The following is a 17,300-nucleotide window of genomic DNA, read 5'->3' as shown; positions in this document are numbered from 1 at the left end:
CAGGAATGGGCTCTCACGGTGATTTCCTTCATCCTCGGTACCACCGCGGAACTGATCAAGATCGCGCCGGTTTACCACGGGATCGTCGAGCGCGGGGTGCGGCCGAAGATCTGGTTCACGGCGCAGCACGTCGACGAGGTGGCCGACGTCCTGGCCGACCTCAACCTGCCGGAGCCGGACGTCTGGCTCGTGCCGCGCGAGAAGGCGCACAACCTCGAGTCGCCGGCGCAGGTGCCGGGCTGGGCCGCCCAGGTGCTGCGCACCGCGTGGGGGCGCCGCCACGAGCTTCGCGCGGCGCTGACCGAGGACGGCCGGCCGCCGCTGGTGCTGGTGCACGGCGACACGTTCACCACGCCGTACGGCGCGCTGATCGGGAAGCGGATCCTCAAGTCGAGGGTCGGGCACATCGAGGCGGGCGCGCGGTCGGGGAGCATCCTGTCGCCGCTGCCGGAGGAGCTGAACCGCAAGATCGCCGCGAAGGTCGTCGACATCCACTTCGCGCCGACGGCCCGCGAGGTCGCGAACCTGAAGCACACCCGCGGTGTGGTGGTCGACACCGAGGCGAACACGGCGATCGACTCGATGCGCCTGGCGATCGGCCAGCCGCTGGTGATCGAGGACCTGCCGGAGAAGTTCGGCCTGGCCACGCTGCACCGCTTCGAGCTGCTCTCCCGAGCGGACAAGTACCGCGAGGCGCTGGAGATCCTGCGCGAAGAGAGCCGCAAGATGCCGGTGCTGTACATGGCCGGCGCGCCGGAGCGCGAGAAGATCCGCGCACTGGACCTCGAGCACCTCTTCGACGACAAGTTCATCATCCGGCCGAAGCTGCGGTACCTGAAGTTCCTGCCGCTGGTCGCGCGCGCAGAGTACGTCGTCACCGACTCGGGCGGCCTGCAGGAGGAGTGCGGCTACCTCGGAATCCCCTGCGCCGTGCACCGCCACCGCACCGAGCGGCACGTCGGCATCGGGGCGAACATCGAGCTCACCGAGATGCGCGGCGACAAGCTGCGCGCGTTCCTCGACAGCTACACCGAGCGTCGTGGCGACAACTGGATGGACAAGTACCACCCGTCCGAGATCGTCGTGAACACCCTGGCGCAGCTCGGCTACTGCTGACGGCCCCGGGCCCGCCGCCCGGGGCCGTCAGCGGTTCTCGGGCTGCGCCCGGTCGCACAACGGCACGCGGTAGAGCTTGAACGTGCCGCCCTGGTCGATCTGGCGGAAGCCCGCCGACGGCGCCGGGTAGGCGAGGCCGTCCCACAGGTTGCCCCGCGGGATGTCGTTGGTGAGCAGGTACCGCACGGCGAGGCGGTCCGCGATGGCACACGCCCGCGGGTCCGTCGCCGCCTGGTTCAGGTGGCGGGCCAGGTAGATCTGGTCGCTGGTGAGCCTGCCGATGTTCAGCTGCGGGAACAGCACCTGCCGGCGGGTCAGCGCCATCACCGCCGGACTGCCGTTGTACGGCATCTGGGCCACGATCGTGCCGGGCTCGGTGCGCTCGGCGATCCGTTTGAAGAGGTCGTACTCCTCCTGGTTCACGAGCGGATCGACCTTGGGGTAGGCACTCAGCACGCGGTTGCGGTGGTCGAGGACGTTCAGGCCACCGGTCGACAGCAGCAGCAGGAGGAACACCACCGGCAGCACGACCGCGGACGCCCGCGTGGCCAGGGTCCGGCGCTGGTCGAGGAAGCTCGCCGAGCTGAGCCAGGACCGGACCGCGGCGATCACCGCGAGCACCCCGATCACCGCGAGCGGGATCCCGGTGATCGGCAGCATGGCGGCGAGCCGGTGGGAGTCGGTGTACCAGAACCCGGTGAACATCCTGCGGCCCGGCCACTGCACCCCCGCGGCCAGCACGTAGAGGCCGGCGGAGATGGCGTGCCCGGCCACCAGCCAGCGCAGGCTTCGCTGCCGGAAGCACGACACGGCCCCGACGATCACGAGCACGGCCAGGACCCAGCCCGCGCCCCGGCCGTTCGTCGCCCCGGTCAGTGCCTCGCCGATCGCGTGCGACGGCGACTCGAACGGCTTCGCGTCCGCGCTCATCGTCACCGCGAACACCCCGGACTTGACGACGACCAGCCAGTACACCGGCGCCGCCAGCACGATCGGCGCGGCCAGCAGGGCGGCGGGCAGCCGCCTGCCGGCGCGGTACCGCCGCAGCGACGCCCGGGCGAAGCCGAGGAACACCAGCGGCAGGGCGATCGCCGCCAGGCTGATCACCGCGTTGGGGTGCGCGATGGTCAAGGCCACGAGGAAAGCCGGCGCGAGCAACCACGCGCGGCCGCGGCCGATGGCGTCCTCCTTGGCCAGCTTGGTGACCGAAAGCAAGGCGGCGAGCGCGGCCGGGACGAGCGAGAGACCCAGCAGGTTGGGCCAGAGGATCCCCCAGCCGAGCATCTCCCAGGGAAACGCGCCGAAAGCGGTGCTGAGCAGGCCGGCGAGGCCGAGGGCCAGCTTCGAGGGCCCGGCGAGCTGGCGCATCAGCAGGACGCAGCCCAGCGGCCAGACGACCAGGGCGATGGTGACCGACAGGATGTTCGCCGCCGCCGGCACGGAACTGCCGCTGATCATGACGAACAGCGAACCCAGGTCGTGCCAGGCGGCCGGGTAGAACCCGTGGGCGCGGCCCGGCACGCCGAGGGTGTCGATCATGAACGTGGAGGCGTCGCGAGTGTTGAGGATGTTCGCGATGGCGTTGTAGTGGAACGACGAGTCGTCGGTCTGGACCAGCTCTTCCGGACCGCGGATCGACAGCCGTACCGCGAGGGCGCCCAGCAGCACGGCGCCGGCGAGGCCGGCCACCGAAGCCCCGACGACCGGCCAGCTGTCTCCCGGCGCCGCCGGCGGCAACCGTCTGCGCAGGGGAACGACCACGCAGCCGAGCACCAGCGCCAGCCCGGCGAAGACGAGCAGCACGAGCAGCGGCGACCAGGCGATGCCGAGTTTCGACGCGGCAACGGCCGTCAGCACCACCACGGCCGTCACGACGACCGGTGCGAGCGCGACGGCCGTCAGCCGGCGCAACCCGAGCAGGTAGGTGATGGGAAGCCCGGGCAAGACCAGCAGCAACCCGCACAGGAGCACGGTCGGCACCGCGTCAAGCCAAGCCATGGAGGAGCTCCTCGCTTATCGACTCAGGGCGCGCGTCACCCGGGCACATCGAACGCTTGCGCGACCCCGATCGGCAAGCCGCCCGGAATTTTTTCACACGCTGACCGGCCCACTGGTACTGGGCTGCCCGACAGCCGCGGTGGCTTGCCGTTTTACGCGTGGCGCCGGCTTCCGGGTGATCCTCCACCGGCCGGAGCGGAGTCTGCGGGCGTTGCCGGGTCGAACCAGGCCGGCCGGAACGCCGAGATCGCCAGCAGCGCCAAGGCCAGCGCCACGTACAACGCGTGAGCCGGTGCCCGGACCAAGGGCGAGTGGTTTTCCGGGAGGAGCACCAGGCCGACCAGAGGGATGTCCGCGCGGCCCGTTCCCACCCGCCACGGGAGCAGGAGCAGGTACGCCACGGCCGGCAGCGCCGCCGGCCACCAGGTGCGTGCGCGGAACGCGGCGCACGCCGCCATCACCAGGAACGGGATGAACCACACCCAGTAGTGCGTCCAGGTCCAGGGGGTGACCAGCACCATCGCCACCCCCACCACGCCCAGCGACAGCAGTTCGCGGTTGCGGCGGTGCGCCCGCACGGCGATCCACAAGGCCGCCAGGGCGATCGCCACGCCCACCGGGATCCAGACCGCACCCGGGACGTCCGCGATGCCCAGCAGGCGGGCGAGGGCACCGCGGATCGACTGGTTCTCCGAAGGCATCGCGTTGCGGTCGCCCGTGATGCGCGCGGGGTCGGCCAGGTTCGCCGACCAGAACGCCGCCGAGTCCCGCGGCAGGGCCACGAAACCCGCCAGAACCGTCGCGCCGAACGTCGCCACCGCGACCGCGGCCGCGCGAAAGCGGCGGGTCAGCAGCAGGTACACCACGAAGATCGCCGGGGCCAGCTTGATCCCGGCCGCCAGCCCCACCCCGGCGCCGGTCCACCAGCGGTTCCGGCCGGCCAGGTCCAGCAGCACCAGCAGAAGCAGGAGCAGGTTCACCTGGCCGGCCGTGAAGGTCATCAGCACCGGCTGCATCGGCAGTGCGAGCGCCGCGAGTCCCGCCGTCGCCGCCGCCCGGCCGCGGTCCCGCGCGTAACCCAGCTGCCCCAGCGACCGCCAGCAACGCGAACAGGTTCACCAGCCCGGCGAACAGCGGCAGCAGCAGCTTCGGGAGCACCGTCAACGGGACGAACGCGCCGGCCGCGAACGGGGGGTACTTGAACGTGCCGCCGATGGTCGGCAGGTGCGAGACCCCCGCCTGGTACAGGGGCGTCCCGGCACGCACCGCTTCGCCGGTGGCCACATAGGACTGGAAGTCCTCGAGATAGATCCCGGTCGCCGCCCAGACACCGGCCCACACCGTGTAACCGGCGAGAATCACCAGCAAAAGCGTCCCGGACAGCACCACCCACCACAGTGGCGCGGGCAATCTGCGTTCCACCGGCTGTTCCGGCACCGCGACTGCCGCCATCCGGATTCGTCCCCCAGCTAGAGCACCCGCCGGCCCGAGAGGGCGCGCCCCAGCGTCAGCTCGTCCGCGAACTCCAGGTCACCGCCCATCGGCAGCCCCGACGCCAGCCTCGTCACGCTCAACCCCGGGAAGTCCCGCAGCATCCGCACCAGGTACGTCGCCGTCGCTTCGCCCTCGGTGTTGGGGTCCGTCGCGATGATGATCTCGCTGATGTCCGCCTCGCCGATGCGCCTGAGCAGCTCGCGCATCCGCAGCTGCTCCGGGCCGATGCCCGACAACGGGTCGAGCGCCCCGCCCAGGACGTGGTAGCGGCCCTTGAACTCGCGCGTGCGCTCGACCGCCAGGACGTCCTTGGGCTCCTCGACCACGCAGATGACCGTGAGGTCGCGGCGCTCGTCGCGGCAGATGCGGCACTTCTGCTGCTCGGAGACGTTGCCGCAGACCTCGCAGAACTGCACGCCTTCCTTGACCTTGCCGAGGACATCCTGCAGCCGGGAGATGTCCGCCGGGTCCGCGGCCAGCAGGTGGAACGCGATCCGCTGGGCGCTCTTCGGCCCGACCCCGGGCAGGCGCCCGAGCTCGTCGATCAGGTCCTGGACGACACCTTCGTACAAGTTCGTCAGCCGCCGAAACCGAGGGCGCCGAGGTCGGGCATGCCGCCACCGCCGCCGAGACCGCCGGCCAGCGGGCCGAGCTTCTGCTCGGTGAGCTTCTGCGCGCTCGCCGACGCGTCGCGGACCGCCGCCACGATGAGGTCGGACAGCGTCTCGACGTCGTCCGGGTCGACCACCTTCGGGTCGATCTGCAGGCTCTTGAGCTGGCTGTCACCGGAGACGGTCGCGGTGACCAGCCCGCCACCGGCCGTGCCGGTGACCTCGGTGTTGGCGAGCTCCTCCTGGGCCTCGACGAGCTTCTGCTGCATCTGCTGCGCCTGCTGCATCAGCTGGGAAATGTCGAAGCCGCCGCCGGGTTGCACCATGATCGCACTCGGTCCTCTCTGCACGCCTGTGTCGTCCACCAGGGTAGTCGCGCCACGCCGGGGGCCGGGCTGTGGCACCGTGGTCGCCGTGCGACGCGCGATTGCCCCCCTCCTGCTGGCCGGTGCCCTGCTGCTCACCGGCTGCGAAGAAGACGCCCCGGCAGCGCCGGCGCCCGCTCCCGTCACCACCCGGACGGTCACGCCGACGCCGACGACGGTGACGCCGTCCCCGTCGCCTTCGCTGCCGCCGTCCTCGGCCGCCGCGCCGCCGGTCGCGTCCGGGAAGGTCGTCGTGCTCGACCCCGGCCACAACGGCGGGAACGGCGCCCACCCGGCGGAGATCAACCGGCAGGTCCCGGCCGGGCGCGGCCAGACGAAGCCGTGCAACACGACCGGCACCGCCACCAACGCCGGCTACCCGGAGCACGCGTTCACCTGGGACGTCGCTCAGCGAATCGGGAAAGCCTTGGCGGACAAGGGAATCCGCGTTGTCTACACGCGACAGAACGACACCGGCGTCGGGCCCTGCGTCGACAAGCGGGCCGCGGTCGGCAACGACGCGAACGCCGATGCCGTCGTCTCCATCCACGCCGACGGCTCGACCGCGGCCGGCGCGAACGGCTTCCACGTCGCGTACTCGTCGCCGCCGCTGAACGCGGCGCAGGGCGCGCCGTCGACGCGGCTGGCACAGGTCGTCCGGGACACGATGCGGTCGGACGGCTTCAGCACGTCGAACTACATCGGCGGCAACGGCCTTTCGGCGCGCACGGACCTCGGCGGGCTGAACCTCTCGACGCGGCCGGCGGTGCTCGTCGAGTGCGGGAACATGCGCAACGCGGCGGAGGCGGCCCGGATGACCAGCGCGGAGGGCCGCCAGCAGTACGCGTCCGCCATCGCGGCGGCGATCGAGGCCTACCTGGCTTCCTGAGCCGCGAGGACCGCCTCTCCGTGGTGGACCGGCAGGCTCAGGAGCGCCTCGGCGGCCGGGTTCAGTCGAGCGGGCGGGCGCCGAGGTGGTCCGAGAGCAGCTTGCGGGCCAGCTCGTCCGGGTCCTTGTCCGGCGGCGGTGGGGGCGGCGGCGGGGCCGGGCTGGCGTCCTCGTTGTAGAGGTCCTCGTCGTCCTCGTCGGCGGGTTCCGGGGGCAGCGGGATGTCCGGCTCGGAGGTGGCCACCCGGGGACGGGCCGGTGCGGCGGGTGCCGGCGCGGGCCGGGCGGGCGCTTCGGCGGGCGCGGCGGCCGGGGCCGCCGACTGCCGGGTGAACGACCGTTCCGGCGCGGGCGCGGCCTGCTGCGGCCGCGCGGCGGTCGCGGCCGGGGCGCTGCCGTGCACGCAGCGGACCTGCCAGTCGCCCCCGACGACGTCCGACAGCGCGCCGGCGATCTTGCGGGCGTTGTCCTGGTCGGACAGGCGGCGGGCCAGGGGTTCGGACTTGTGGGTGAGGGTGAGGGAGTTCCCCTCGACGGTCGCGACCGTCGCCTGGGTGAGCATCGCCTCGAGGCTGCGGCCACCGGTGAACTTGCGCAGGGCGGTCATGAGCTGTGGCCAGACGTTCCGGATCGCGGCGGCGTCCAGGGCTCCGGACGCCGCGGGCGCTTCCTGAGCCGGAGCGCTCGGGGCCGCGGCCGGCGGGGCGGCGGCCGGCGCGGTGGCAGCGGCAGCGGCAGCGGCCGGCGTGTCGCCACCAGGAGTTCGCGGCGTCCCCCAGCCGCTGTCCGCGGACTTGGCGGCGGGAACCGGCTCCGCGGCCGGAACGGGCTCGGGGGTGGGCGCGGGACGTGCGGCGGGCTCGGGCCTCGCGGGTTCCGGGGCCGCGACCGGCGCCGGCCCGGCCGAAGCCGGACGCTGCGAAGGACGTGAGAACGCCCGCTCCGGCGCCGCCCGCACCGGGGGCTCCACGCCACCCTCGGCAGGCGCGCCACCTCCGCCGGCCAGCGTCGCGCGGCGTTCCAGCCGCTCGAGCCGGGCCAGCAGCGCGTTCTCCGCCTCCGTCACCGACGGCAGCAGCATCCGCGCGCACAACAGCTCGAGCACCAGCCGGGGCGAGGTCGCCCCGCGCATCTCCAGGAGTCCGTTGTGGACGATGTCCGCGTACCGCGAGAGCGTGGCCAGGCCGATCCGCTCCGCCTGCGCGACCATCCGCGACAGCTCTTCCTCCGGCGCGGACACCAGCCCGCCCGCGGAGTCCGGCACCGCGCGCAGCAGCACCAGGTCGCGCAGCCGGTCGAGCAGGTCCGTCGCGAACCGGCGCGGGTCGTGCCCGGCCTCCGTGACCTTCTCGACCGTGCCGAACACCGTGCCGGCGTCCTCGGTCGAGAGCGCGTCCACCATGTCGTCGATCAGCGCGACGTCCGTGACGCCCAGCAGCGCCACCGCGCGCGAATACGAAACGCCGTCCGGGCCCGCGCCGGCAAGCAGCTGGTCGAGCACCGACTGCGTGTCGCGCGCCGAACCGCCGCCGGCCCGGATGACCAGCGGGTACACCGCGGGCTCGACCTCGACGCCCTCCGCCGCGACGTTGCCCTCCAGGAGGGTGCGCATCGCGCCCGGCGGGATCAGCCGGAACGGGTAGTGGTGCGTCCGCGAGCGGATGGTGGTCAGCACCTTGTCCGGCTCGGTGGTCGCGAAGATGAAGATGACGTGCTCGGGCGGCTCTTCCACGATCTTCAGCAGGGCGTTGAAGCCCTGCGTGGTGACCATGTGCGCCTCGTCGATGATGAACACGCGGTACCGCGACTCCGCCGGCGCGTAGAACGCCTTGTCGCGCAGCTCACGGGCGTCGTCGACACCACCGTGGCTGGCCGCGTCGAGCTCCGTGACATCGACGCTGCCCGACCCCTCGGGGGCGAGCGCCTTGCACGAGTTGCACTCGCCGCACGGGTCCGGCGTCGGGCCTTGGGCGCAGTTCAGCGAGCGCGCCATGATGCGCGCGCTCGACGTCTTGCCGCAGCCGCGGGGGCCGGAGAAGAGGTAGGCGTGGTTGATCCGCCCGGCGGCCAGCGCCGTGCGGAGGGGTTCGGTCACATGCTCCTGCCCGACGACCTCGGCGAAGGTTGCCGGACGGTACTTGCGGTACAGCGCGAGAGCCACGCCCGTGAATCTACCGGGAGGGTCCGACAGTTAGGCTCGCCGGTCGTGGCGCGCACTCGCAGGCCTGGTCCGGTGCCCGGGCGGTACCCGGTCAGGTTCGGGACGGCGGAGCTCCTCCGCGACGCCGACCGCAGCAACGCGTGGCTGGTGTCCGTGGACGGGGTCGCCCAGTCGTACGTCGACCTCGACGACCCGGCCAACCTGGAGTTCGACTACGTCCGCCGGTTCGGCGACGTGGTCGACCACCTGCCCCCGGGCCCGCTGGACGCGCTGCACATCGGCGGGGCGGCGTGCACGCTCCCGCGCTACGTGGCGGCCTCGCGCCCGGGATCTCGCCAACTGGTGTTCGACGCCGACGGCGAACTGGTCGAGCTGGTCCGCACGCAGCTGGGGCTGCGGGTCCCAGGCCTGCGCGTCCGGGTGACGGACGGCCGCGAAGGCCTGGCGACAAGACGCGATAACTCGGCGGACCTGGTGGTGGTCGACGCGTTCGAGCGCGCCACCCTGGCCGGCGGCCTGGCGACCCTGGAGGCAACACGGGCGATCGCGACGATCCTGCGTCCGGAGGGGATCTACCTGGCCAACATCACGGACGGCTCGGGCCTCCCGTTCGCCCGCCGCTTCCTGGCGACGCTGCTGACGGTGTTCCCCGAGGTCCTGCTGCTGGCGGACCCGGCGGTGCTGAAGGGCCGCCGTTTCGGCAACCTGGTGTTCGCAGCCTCGGCAAGCGACCTCCCCACGGCGGAGATCGCCCGCCGAACAGCGTCGGCGAGCTTCCCGGCAAGGTGCGTCCACGGAGCGGAGCTGCGCAAACTGGCAGGCCGGGCAACCCCGCTAACGGACGAGGACCACCCCCCATCCCCCCAGCCCCCGGAAGACGTACTGGGCCTGTTCTAGAGGTCGTGAGTGTTTAGGGCGGTTAGAACCGCCCTAAACACTCACGACCAGCCACGGCAGACCCCGCAACCCGCAAGGAAGGCCACGGCAGACAGCAGACCGGCAAGGAAGGCCACGGCAGACCACCCGACCGGCGCCAGAGGCACCGTGGGGGTCCGGGGGCTCGGCCCCCGGGTGAAAGGACGAAGTGAAGGGCCCGGCGAAGGGGCGAAGCCCCGAGAGCCGGAGCCCGAAAAGAAGGGGACCCCGCGCACCCGTCAGAGCCTGCTTATCCTTGCTGCCTTCCGGCCCTGGGGAGGTTCACAGGGTGGACGCCGCGCGGGGTCCGAGGTCAAGTGTAGCGGGCCGGGATCAGGCCCCCGCGCCCGCCTGGGCGCGGGCCTTCTTGAACGTGTTGTGCAGGACCGCCAGCAGGGCGTCCCGCACCGAAAGCTTCTGCCGCGCGTCGAAGGTGATCAGCGGGACGTCCTCGCTGACCGCCAGCGCCCAGCGGATGTCCTCGAGGTTGTGCCCCAGGGCTCCGTCGAACATGTTCACCGCCACCACGAACGGCAGGCCCGCGTTCTCGAAGTAGTCGACCGCCGGGTAGCAGTCGTCCATGCGGCGGGTGTCCACGATGACCAGCGCTCCCAGTGCGCCGTGGACCAGGTCCTGCCACATGAAGCCGAAGCGGTCCTGGCCGGGCGTGCCGAACAGGTACAGCTTCACCTCTTCGTCGATCGTGATGCAGCCGAAGTCCAGGGCGACCGTCGTCGTGGTCTTGGCCGGGACGTGGCCCGTGCGGTCGACGTTCGCCGCCACCGACGTGATCGCCGCTTCCGTCGTCAGCGGCTTGATCTCCGAGATGGACGACACCGCCGTCGTCTTTCCCACGCCGAAGCCGCCCGCGATGACGATCTTGACCGGGGCCGGGGGGCGGACCCCCGGTTCAGTGAATGGCTTCGAGTCCACGAATGACCCTTTCGATCATGCCGAGGTCGTGCGAGTTGTGGTTCGCCGGCCGCCGGACGACGACGTAGCCCAGCTCGGCGAGGTCGGCCACCAGGACCCGGGCGACGCCGATGTGCAGGCCCAGCATGGCGGCCACCTCGGCGACCGACATGGTGCTCCGGCAGAGGGAGACGATCTCCTGCCGTTCGAACGTGAGCTTCGGGTGCGACGCCGCCCCGAGGCGGGATGTCATGACCTGCGCCTCGATCTCGAGGCTCTGGTCGACCGGCTGGGCACGCCCCGAGGTCATCAGGTAGGGCCGCAGCAGCGAGATGTCCGGTTCTTCGGTCATCGCGACGAGCCTCCCTAACTGCCGACGGTGTTCTTGAGCTCCTCGATCAAGCCGGGCGTGAGGACTTCGGTGGCGCGGTTGGCGAACATCGCCATCTCGTAGGCGATCGTGCCGAGGCTGGCCTGCTTGTTGGCCAGGACGCCCAGCGAGCAGCCGATGCTGATGGTGCAGACCAGCAGGTACCCGTGCTCCAGCTCGATGATCACCTTGTCGGGCGAGCCGAGCGGGTGGCTTTCGGAGACGCCGTGGGCGAGGCCGAGCATGGCCGAGGAGATCGCGGCGAGGCGGTCGGCGTTGGACCGCTCGAGCTCCGACGACATCGCGATCAGCAAGCCGTCGGCGGAGACCGCGATGGCGGCGATCGCGCCCGCGGTGTGCTGCGCGAAGCGGCTCACCAGCCAGTTGAAGTTCTGGGCTTCGACGCTGACGCCAGGTGCGGGGATGCTCATTTCCTGCTCTCTTCTCCTCGTTCCATCACACGACCGGCGACCACGCCTTGCGGCGGGCTGTCTGCCGTAACCACGTCCGCCTTGGCGAGGCCGGCGGCGAACGCGTCGAACGCCGCTCGCTCGGCCGCCGGGTCCCGCCTGCTGCGGTTCACGACGGCTCGGGCGGCCGGCCTGCCCGCGGCGGCCTGCTGGCGCAGACCCGGGGCGAGCTGGGCGCCGGGGACCCGGCGGACCAGGCCGTCCCGGGACTGCGGGGCGACCGGGATCCCCGCCGACGGCGTGGCCGGGACCCGCACCGGGAGTGACACGGGTTCCGTGACGACGGTCGGCGGCGGGGGCGGCGGGTCGGTGTCCATCGCGCCGACCTCGGCGGCCTTCGCGAAAGCGCTCTGGAACCCGTCCATGGCGGACTTGGTCGCTTCGGGGTCGTGGCGCGGCTTGCCGTCGGCGACCGGCGCCGACGTGCCCGGGCTGGGCAACTGGGCGCCGCGGACGCGACGGCGCAGGCCGCCGCGCGTCTCGGCATCCGGTTCGGCCGCGGGTTCCTCGGCGGGTTCGGCGTCCGGCCAGACCGGTTCCAGCTGGTTGAACCAGCGGAAGCCGTTGCCGTGGGGGATGCCGAGCAGTGCCGGGATCGCCGGCGCCGGCAGCGGCTCGACCGGACGCAGAACGTCCAAAGTAGACACCGAAGACGCGACGGCCGCGGCTTCCGCGGGGCGCGCCGTCGGCGGGACGGGAAGCGCGGCCTGCGCCGGGATCACCGGCGCCGGCTCGGCCTTCGGGAGCAGCCCGGAGCGGTGGCTGAACAGCGACGGCGGGATGGTCAGCCGCGCGGTCACGCCGCCGGTGGTCGGCGTCGCGAGCAGTTCGACGCCCAGGTCGTGGCGCCGCGCCAGGCGGCCGACCACGAACAGGCCGAGCACGCTGGTCGGCGCGAGCTCGAGGCGTTCGCGCTCGACGAGCCGCTGGTTCTCCTCGGCGAGCTTCTCCGCGGTCATGCCGATGCCGTGGTCGACGATGCTCACCAGGCAGGAGCCGCCGGCGAGGAACATCGTGTCGACCTCGACCATCGAACCCGGCGGCGAGAACGACGTCGCGTTCTCCAGCAGCTCGGCGAACACGAGCACCAGGTCGGCGCCGAGCGCCGAGGACAGCAGGATCTCCGCGACGACCCCGAGCTTGACGCGCTGGTAGTCCTCGATCTCGGCGAGCGCGGAGCGCAGGGCCGTGGCCAGCTCGATCGGGCCGGCGATGCGCGTCTCGTCGCGAGTGCCGGACACCACGAGCAGGTTGTCCGCGTTGCGGCGCAGGCGGGTGGAGAGGTGGTCGAGCCGGTAGAGGCTGGCCAGCAGCCGGGTGTCCTGCTCGTTGCGCTCGACCTCGTCGATCAGCGCGAGCTGGCGGCCGACGAGGTTCTGCGTGCGCTTGGCGACGTTCGCGAACATCAGGCTGGTGTTGCGCCGGGTGAGCGCCTGCCGTTCGACCAGCTCGGCCGCGGTGGTCTGGACCCGGTTGAACGCCGCGGCCAGCTTGCCGAGCTCGTCGCTCGAGACGACGTCGATGGTGGCCAGCCGCGGGACCTGCGCTTCGGCCTCCTCGGTGTCGGTCACGCGGACGAGCTCGGTGCCGGCGAGGTCGGCGACCGACGTCGCCGCGGTGGTCAGCCGCCGCAGCGGCCGGGCGATCGAGCGGGACACCGCGACGGCGAGGAAGGCGACCAGCAGGAACAGCAGGCCCGCGCCGACGCCGACCAGCCACGCCAGCCGCGTGCCGGCGTCGGCCCGGCCGTTCGCCGCGTCGGCGATCTCGCCGGTGACCCGCTCCTGGACCAGTTTCCGTTGTCCCGCCTGGCTTTCCGACGCGGTGAGGACGTCCGTGACGTACCGGGAGGTGGCCGCCGGGTCCCGCGGGTTGCCGATCTGGGCGGCGAGTTCTTCGATCCGCCGGCCGGCGTCGCTCGCCTCGACGTTGACGACCAGGGCGGCCTGGTCGCCGTCCTCCTCGTCGTCGGCCTGCTGGACGAACCGGTCGGTGAAGATCGGCGCCTGCTGGGTCGCGTCGTCCAGGATGGACCGGCCGGCTTCGGGCGACACCGCCGTCACGATCAACGCCATACCGCGCAACGAGTTCTCCTCGTTCGCGCGCAGCAGCGCCTCCAGCGCGGTCAGCTCCCGCGTGCCCTCGGCGTCACTGGTGAGCTGCGGGACCAGCCGCAGTGAATCGATTACCGCGCCGATCACCGCGTGGTAGGTGCGGGCGACGCTGTCGAGCGCGACACCGCGCCGCTCGGCGTTCTGCCGGAGCTCGTCGAGCGAGCCGATCCGGGTCAGCGCCGCGGACAGCTCGTCCGGCGCGTCGGACCCCAGCGACGACCGCACGGTCCCGACCGCCGCGTTCACCGCCTTCTGCTGCTGGAGCATCTGGTCGGGCGACATCGACGGCGTCGCGACGTACGCGCCGGTGAGCAGCCGTTCGCGCTGCAGCTGCCAGACCAGGCCGCCGAGCTGCTGGGTGTGCCGCGCCACCGTCGCCGACTGCGTCGCGGCCACGGCGCTGTTCGCCTGGGTCAGCACGAACGGCACCGACACCAGCACCACCGCGACCAGCGGGGGCAGGAGCAGCAGGTTCAGCTTGCCGCGAATGCCGAGCCGGGCGAGGATCCCCCCACCGCCGGCCCGTTCCGCGGTCGCCCCGCCGTGCCTCATCCCGCCACCTTCCCGTCTTCCGTACTCACTCGACCGCGGCCACCCTGCTCACGTGGCCGCGGTGCTGCTCCCGGACGAGGTCCTCGATCCGGGCGCGCAGCGCGAGGAACCGCGGTTCGCGCTTCACCGCCAGGTCCCGCTCGGCGGGCAGCGTCACCTCGACGTCGGCGGCGATCCGGCCCGGGTCGGAGGCGAGCACCACCACCCGGCCGCCCAGGAACACCGCTTCCTCGACGTCGTGGGTGACCATCAGCACGGTGGTACCGGTGTCGGCCCACACCTGGCGGATGAGCACCTGCATGTCCTCTTTGGTCTGGACGTCCAAGGCGCCGAAGGGTTCGTCCAGCAGCAGGACATCCGGCTCGCACGCCAGCGCCCGAGCGATCGCGACGCGCTGTTTCTGGCCGCCGGACAGCTGTTTCGGCAGCGACTTGCGCACGGCGTGGAGCCCGGTCTCGGCGAGGTACCAGTCGACGCGCTTGGCGCGCTCGGCCGCGTCGACCGGCAGCAGCTCGAGCCCGAACGCGACGTTCTTCTCGACGGTGCGCCACGGGTACAGCGCGCCGGCCTGGAAGACGAGCCCGCGGTCCGGGCCGGGGCCGGTCACCGGGACGCCGTCGAGCACGATCTCGCCCTCGGTCGGCCGGCTGAGCCCGGCCACCAGCGACAGCAGCGTCGACTTGCCCGAGCCGCTCGCGCCGACGACGCAGACGAACTCGCCCCGCAGCACCTCGAGGTCGACGCCGTCGAGCGCGCGGGTGACCTCGCCGCGGACGGTGTAGTCCTTCGCGACGTTCCGCAGTTCCAGCGTCATGCCGCCCACTTCCCGACCCGCGTGCGCAGCGTGCGCAGCAGGACGTCGATGACCAGCCCGCCGATCCCGATGACCACGAGCACGGCGAAGATCGTGTCCGTCCGCAGGAACCGTTGGGCCAGCACGATCCGGTGGCCGAGGCCGGCCTGCGAGTTGATCAATTCGGCGACGACCACGAAGTTCCACGCCGCGGCGGCGTTGACGCGGATCGCGTCGATCATGCCCGGCAGCGAGTGCGGCACGACGATCTTGCGCAGCACCTCGCCCCGGCGCGCGCCGAGGGTGTAGGAGACGTCGAGGAGCTCGCCCGGCACACCGCGGACGACGTCGGCGGTCATCAGCGTGTTGAAGAAGACCGTCCCGATGAAGAGGATGGCGATCTTCGACGGCTCGCCGATGCCGAGCCAGATGATCAGCAGCGGGATGAACGCGCTCGCCGGCAGGTAGCGCAGCAGCCCGATCAGCGGCTCGAAGAACGCCTGCCCGGCGGTGAAGCTGCCCATCAGGATGCCGAGCGGCACCGAGACCAGGATGGCGAGGCCGAAGCCTTCGAGCACCCGCTGGGTCGTCGCCCAGAGGTCGTCGAAGAGCTCACCGGTGCTCGCCATGTCGACGCCTGCCTTGACCACCGCGGCCGGGGACGGCAGGAACGTCGAGTCGACGGCCCCGCTGACGCTCAGCACGATCCAGGCGAGGAGCGGGGTGGCGAACGACAGCACCGCCAGCGTCCAGCGCGCCGACGCGGAAATCGGCGTGCGCAGCGAAGACAGGGCCGACGCGACCTTCGGCGTGGTGCGGCGCGGCAGCGGAGCCCAGGCCGGGCGGCCGGACTCCTGCCGTTCGGCGAGCCGCTGCTCGGCCTCCAGCTCCTCGGCCGCGAGTTCGTCGGCCGGGGAGCCGGACGCCGTGGTGCGCTGGGTCGGACCGGTCACTGCGGGGCGGCCTTCACGAACTGGTCGTCGAACAGCCCGTCCAGCGACGGCCGCTGCTGGGCGAGCCCGGTGTTCACGATGAAGTCGACGATCTTGTTCGCCTGGAAGTCGAGGTGCTGCGCGGTGACCCCGGGCGTGAACGCGTCGAGGTTCTGCTGGCGCGTGAAGATCGTGGTGCCGGCGTCGTAGGTCTTGTAGTCCGCGTCGGAGACGCCGCCGCGCTTGGCCATGATCCCGACGGCCGCGTCCTTGTTGTTCTTGATCCAGGTGAGCGTCTCGAACCAGGTGTTCACCAGTGCCTGGACGTCCTTCGGGTGTTCCTTGACCAGCTTCTGCGACGTGACGAGGTGGTCCGGGATGGCGCCGGGGAACTCCGCCGACGTCGAGATCGCGCGGCTGCCCTGACGCTCCAGCGCCTTCGAGGTGAACGGCGCGAACGCGCCCACCGCGTCGACCTGGCCGGCGACGAACGCGGCCGCCGCGGCGTCGGTCGGCAGGTTGACCAGCTCGATGTCCTTTTCGGTCAGCTTCGCCTCCTGCAGCGCGAGCAGCAGCAGGTAGTGGTCGACCGTCCCCTGCTCGACCGCGACCTTCTTGCCCTTCAGGTCGGCGATGGCGTTGATCCCGTCCCGCGCGATGATCTTGTCGTTGCCGGTGGAGTTGTCGTTCACCAGCACGATCGACAGCTTGGCGCCGCCGGACGCCGAGGAGAGCGTGTCATTGAGGGTCTGGCTGTTCGCGTCGATGGCCCCGCTGGACAGCGCGTTGATGCTGTCGGTGTAGTTGTCGAAGTACTTCAGGTCGACGTTCACGCCGTTCTTGGCGAACAGGCCCTGTTCCTGCGCCACCTGCCAGGGGAACCAGCCCGGCCAGGCGCTGAACCCGAGGGTGATCTTGCCGCCGGTGCCGGTGGCGGAACTGTCACTGCAGCCCGAAAGCGCGGTGACCCCGGCGAGGGTCAGCAAGGTCAGGAGCACCGTCAGCAGACGGGGGCGGGAACGGGAAATCACAACGAACTCCAAGTTGCGGGGGAAGTGGAGTGGTGCCGTACCAAAGGGGGAATTGCGGTGCTCGGTACTACGGGTGGTTACAACGAGGAGGCGGGTCTGGCCGAGCTGCGCCACCGCGCACGGTCATCACTGCTCTCTTCCAGCCGCACCTGATCGGGTCATGGCGAGAGAACAAGACCGGGAGCATCCCAAAAACCCAGTACTCAGCGCACTGGGTCAGCCACCCCTTGTCCCTCTCCCGGCGGAGAGCCTAGCGAGTAGCACAAGATCACCACAACGCCCTGGCAGTGCATCCGAACGAGTGACCATCAACCGTGTCAACCAGCAACATCCGCGCTCATGGAGATCAAGTTCGGCAGTGTTTCTGTCGGCCGCCCGGCCAAGATCCCGGCCGCGGCCCGTGCAGCTGCACGGGCTGTAGTCCCTCGTCGTTACGGCACGCGGTGATCATCACCGAGCGCTATGCACCGGAACCGAACAATCGTTCGCAATGCGCCGATCACCGGGAGGGTGATCGAACAGGTGTACGCCTCCGCCGGTACCGCACCGGCCTCGAATCCGCGAATGATTCCTCGAC

At 71.5% G+C, this 17,300-nt stretch carries 15 protein-coding genes and 1 other RNA gene; 3 read left to right on the top strand and 13 right to left on the bottom strand.

All coding sequences use genetic code 11. From position 1 onward, the window contains the following. The first annotated feature begins 18 nt into the window (after positions 1-18). Positions 19-1,116, top strand: a complete 1,098-nt coding sequence (locus QRX60_RS14000) for a UDP-N-acetylglucosamine 2-epimerase (protein WP_286001213.1) — start codon at positions 19-21, stop codon at positions 1,114-1,116. Between the two features lie 27 nt (positions 1,117-1,143). On the opposite strand, the gene QRX60_RS13995 is transcribed toward QRX60_RS14000, so the two are convergent. From QRX60_RS13995 to QRX60_RS13980, 4 genes are all read right to left on the bottom strand, one after another. Next, entirely contained in the window at positions 1,144-3,114 is a 1,971-nt protein-coding gene (locus QRX60_RS13995) for a DUF6541 family protein (RefSeq protein ID WP_286001212.1), read from the bottom strand. A 152-nt stretch (positions 3,115-3,266) separates the two neighbouring features. Further along, a complete protein-coding gene (locus tag QRX60_RS13990; protein ID WP_332845856.1) occupies positions 3,267-4,205 on the bottom strand; it encodes a glycosyltransferase 87 family protein in 939 nt (312 codons plus the stop codon). A 378-nt stretch (positions 4,206-4,583) separates the two neighbouring features. Beyond that, the gene (recR, locus tag QRX60_RS13985; RefSeq protein WP_286001211.1) at positions 4,584-5,180 is read right to left on the bottom strand and encodes a recombination mediator RecR; all 597 of its coding nucleotides are present in this window, start codon (positions 5,178-5,180) and stop codon (positions 4,584-4,586) included. 5 nt (positions 5,181-5,185) lie between these two features. Next, complete coding sequence (locus QRX60_RS13980) at positions 5,186-5,545, bottom strand: YbaB/EbfC family nucleoid-associated protein (protein ID WP_155549341.1); 360 nt, start codon at positions 5,543-5,545, stop codon at positions 5,186-5,188. A gap of 79 nt (positions 5,546-5,624) precedes the next feature. Here QRX60_RS13980 and QRX60_RS13975 point away from each other — a divergent pair, with 79 nt between their 5' ends. Continuing rightward, complete coding sequence (locus tag QRX60_RS13975) at positions 5,625-6,473, top strand: N-acetylmuramoyl-L-alanine amidase (RefSeq protein ID WP_286001210.1); 849 nt, start codon at positions 5,625-5,627, stop codon at positions 6,471-6,473. 61 nt (positions 6,474-6,534) lie between these two features. On the opposite strand, the gene QRX60_RS13970 is transcribed toward QRX60_RS13975, so the two are convergent. After that, positions 6,535-8,634 carry a DNA polymerase III subunit gamma and tau gene (locus tag QRX60_RS13970; RefSeq protein WP_286001209.1) on the bottom strand — a complete coding sequence of 700 codons (2,100 nt, stop codon included), beginning with the start codon at positions 8,632-8,634 and terminating at the stop codon, positions 6,535-6,537. Between the two features lie 72 nt (positions 8,635-8,706). Here QRX60_RS13970 and QRX60_RS13965 point away from each other — a divergent pair, with 72 nt between their 5' ends. Beyond that, on the top strand, positions 8,707-9,531 hold the full coding sequence (locus QRX60_RS13965) for a spermidine synthase (RefSeq protein WP_286003585.1): 825 nt from the start codon (positions 8,707-8,709) through the stop codon (positions 9,529-9,531). A 235-nt stretch (positions 9,532-9,766) separates the two neighbouring features. On the opposite strand, the gene ffs is transcribed toward QRX60_RS13965, so the two are convergent. The 8 genes from ffs to QRX60_RS13925 form a co-directional block, all read right to left on the bottom strand. After that, positions 9,767-9,861: signal recognition particle sRNA small type (gene ffs / locus QRX60_RS13960), an RNA gene on the bottom strand. Positions 9,862-9,882: 21 nt separating this feature from the next. Then, complete coding sequence (locus QRX60_RS13955) at positions 9,883-10,482, bottom strand: GTP-binding protein (protein WP_286001208.1); 600 nt, start codon at positions 10,480-10,482, stop codon at positions 9,883-9,885. After that, positions 10,460-10,813 (bottom strand): DUF742 domain-containing protein, encoded by a 354-nt coding sequence (locus tag QRX60_RS13950; RefSeq protein ID WP_286001207.1) that lies wholly within the window; start codon positions 10,811-10,813, stop codon positions 10,460-10,462. The genes QRX60_RS13955 and QRX60_RS13950 overlap by 23 nt, the downstream gene beginning before the upstream one ends. Before the next feature lie 14 nt (positions 10,814-10,827). Beyond that, a complete protein-coding gene (locus QRX60_RS13945) occupies positions 10,828-11,262 on the bottom strand; it encodes a roadblock/LC7 domain-containing protein (protein WP_043776017.1) in 435 nt (144 codons plus the stop codon). Next, entirely contained in the window at positions 11,259-13,967 is a 2,709-nt protein-coding gene (locus QRX60_RS13940) for a sensor histidine kinase (protein WP_286001206.1), read from the bottom strand. Before QRX60_RS13940 ends, QRX60_RS13945 begins: the two co-directional genes overlap by 4 nt. Before the next feature lie 25 nt (positions 13,968-13,992). Further along, positions 13,993-14,781 carry an ABC transporter ATP-binding protein gene (locus QRX60_RS13935; RefSeq protein ID WP_286001205.1) on the bottom strand — a complete coding sequence of 263 codons (789 nt, stop codon included), beginning with the start codon at positions 14,779-14,781 and terminating at the stop codon, positions 13,993-13,995. Beyond that, positions 14,778-15,713 (bottom strand): ABC transporter permease, encoded by a 936-nt coding sequence (locus QRX60_RS13930; protein ID WP_286001204.1) that lies wholly within the window; start codon positions 15,711-15,713, stop codon positions 14,778-14,780. Before QRX60_RS13930 ends, QRX60_RS13935 begins: the two co-directional genes overlap by 4 nt. After that, on the bottom strand, positions 15,710-16,723 hold the full coding sequence (locus tag QRX60_RS13925; protein WP_286001203.1) for an ABC transporter substrate-binding protein: 1,014 nt from the start codon (positions 16,721-16,723) through the stop codon (positions 15,710-15,712). The genes QRX60_RS13930 and QRX60_RS13925 overlap by 4 nt, the downstream gene beginning before the upstream one ends. Between the last annotated feature and the right edge of the window lie 577 nt (positions 16,724-17,300).

The sequence above is a fragment of the Amycolatopsis mongoliensis genome, assembly GCF_030285665.1.
Lineage (GTDB): Bacteria > Actinomycetota > Actinomycetes > Mycobacteriales > Pseudonocardiaceae > Amycolatopsis > Amycolatopsis mongoliensis.
The sequence above is the reverse complement of the archived record's forward strand: the minus strand, read 5'-3'. Positions and strand labels throughout refer to the sequence as shown.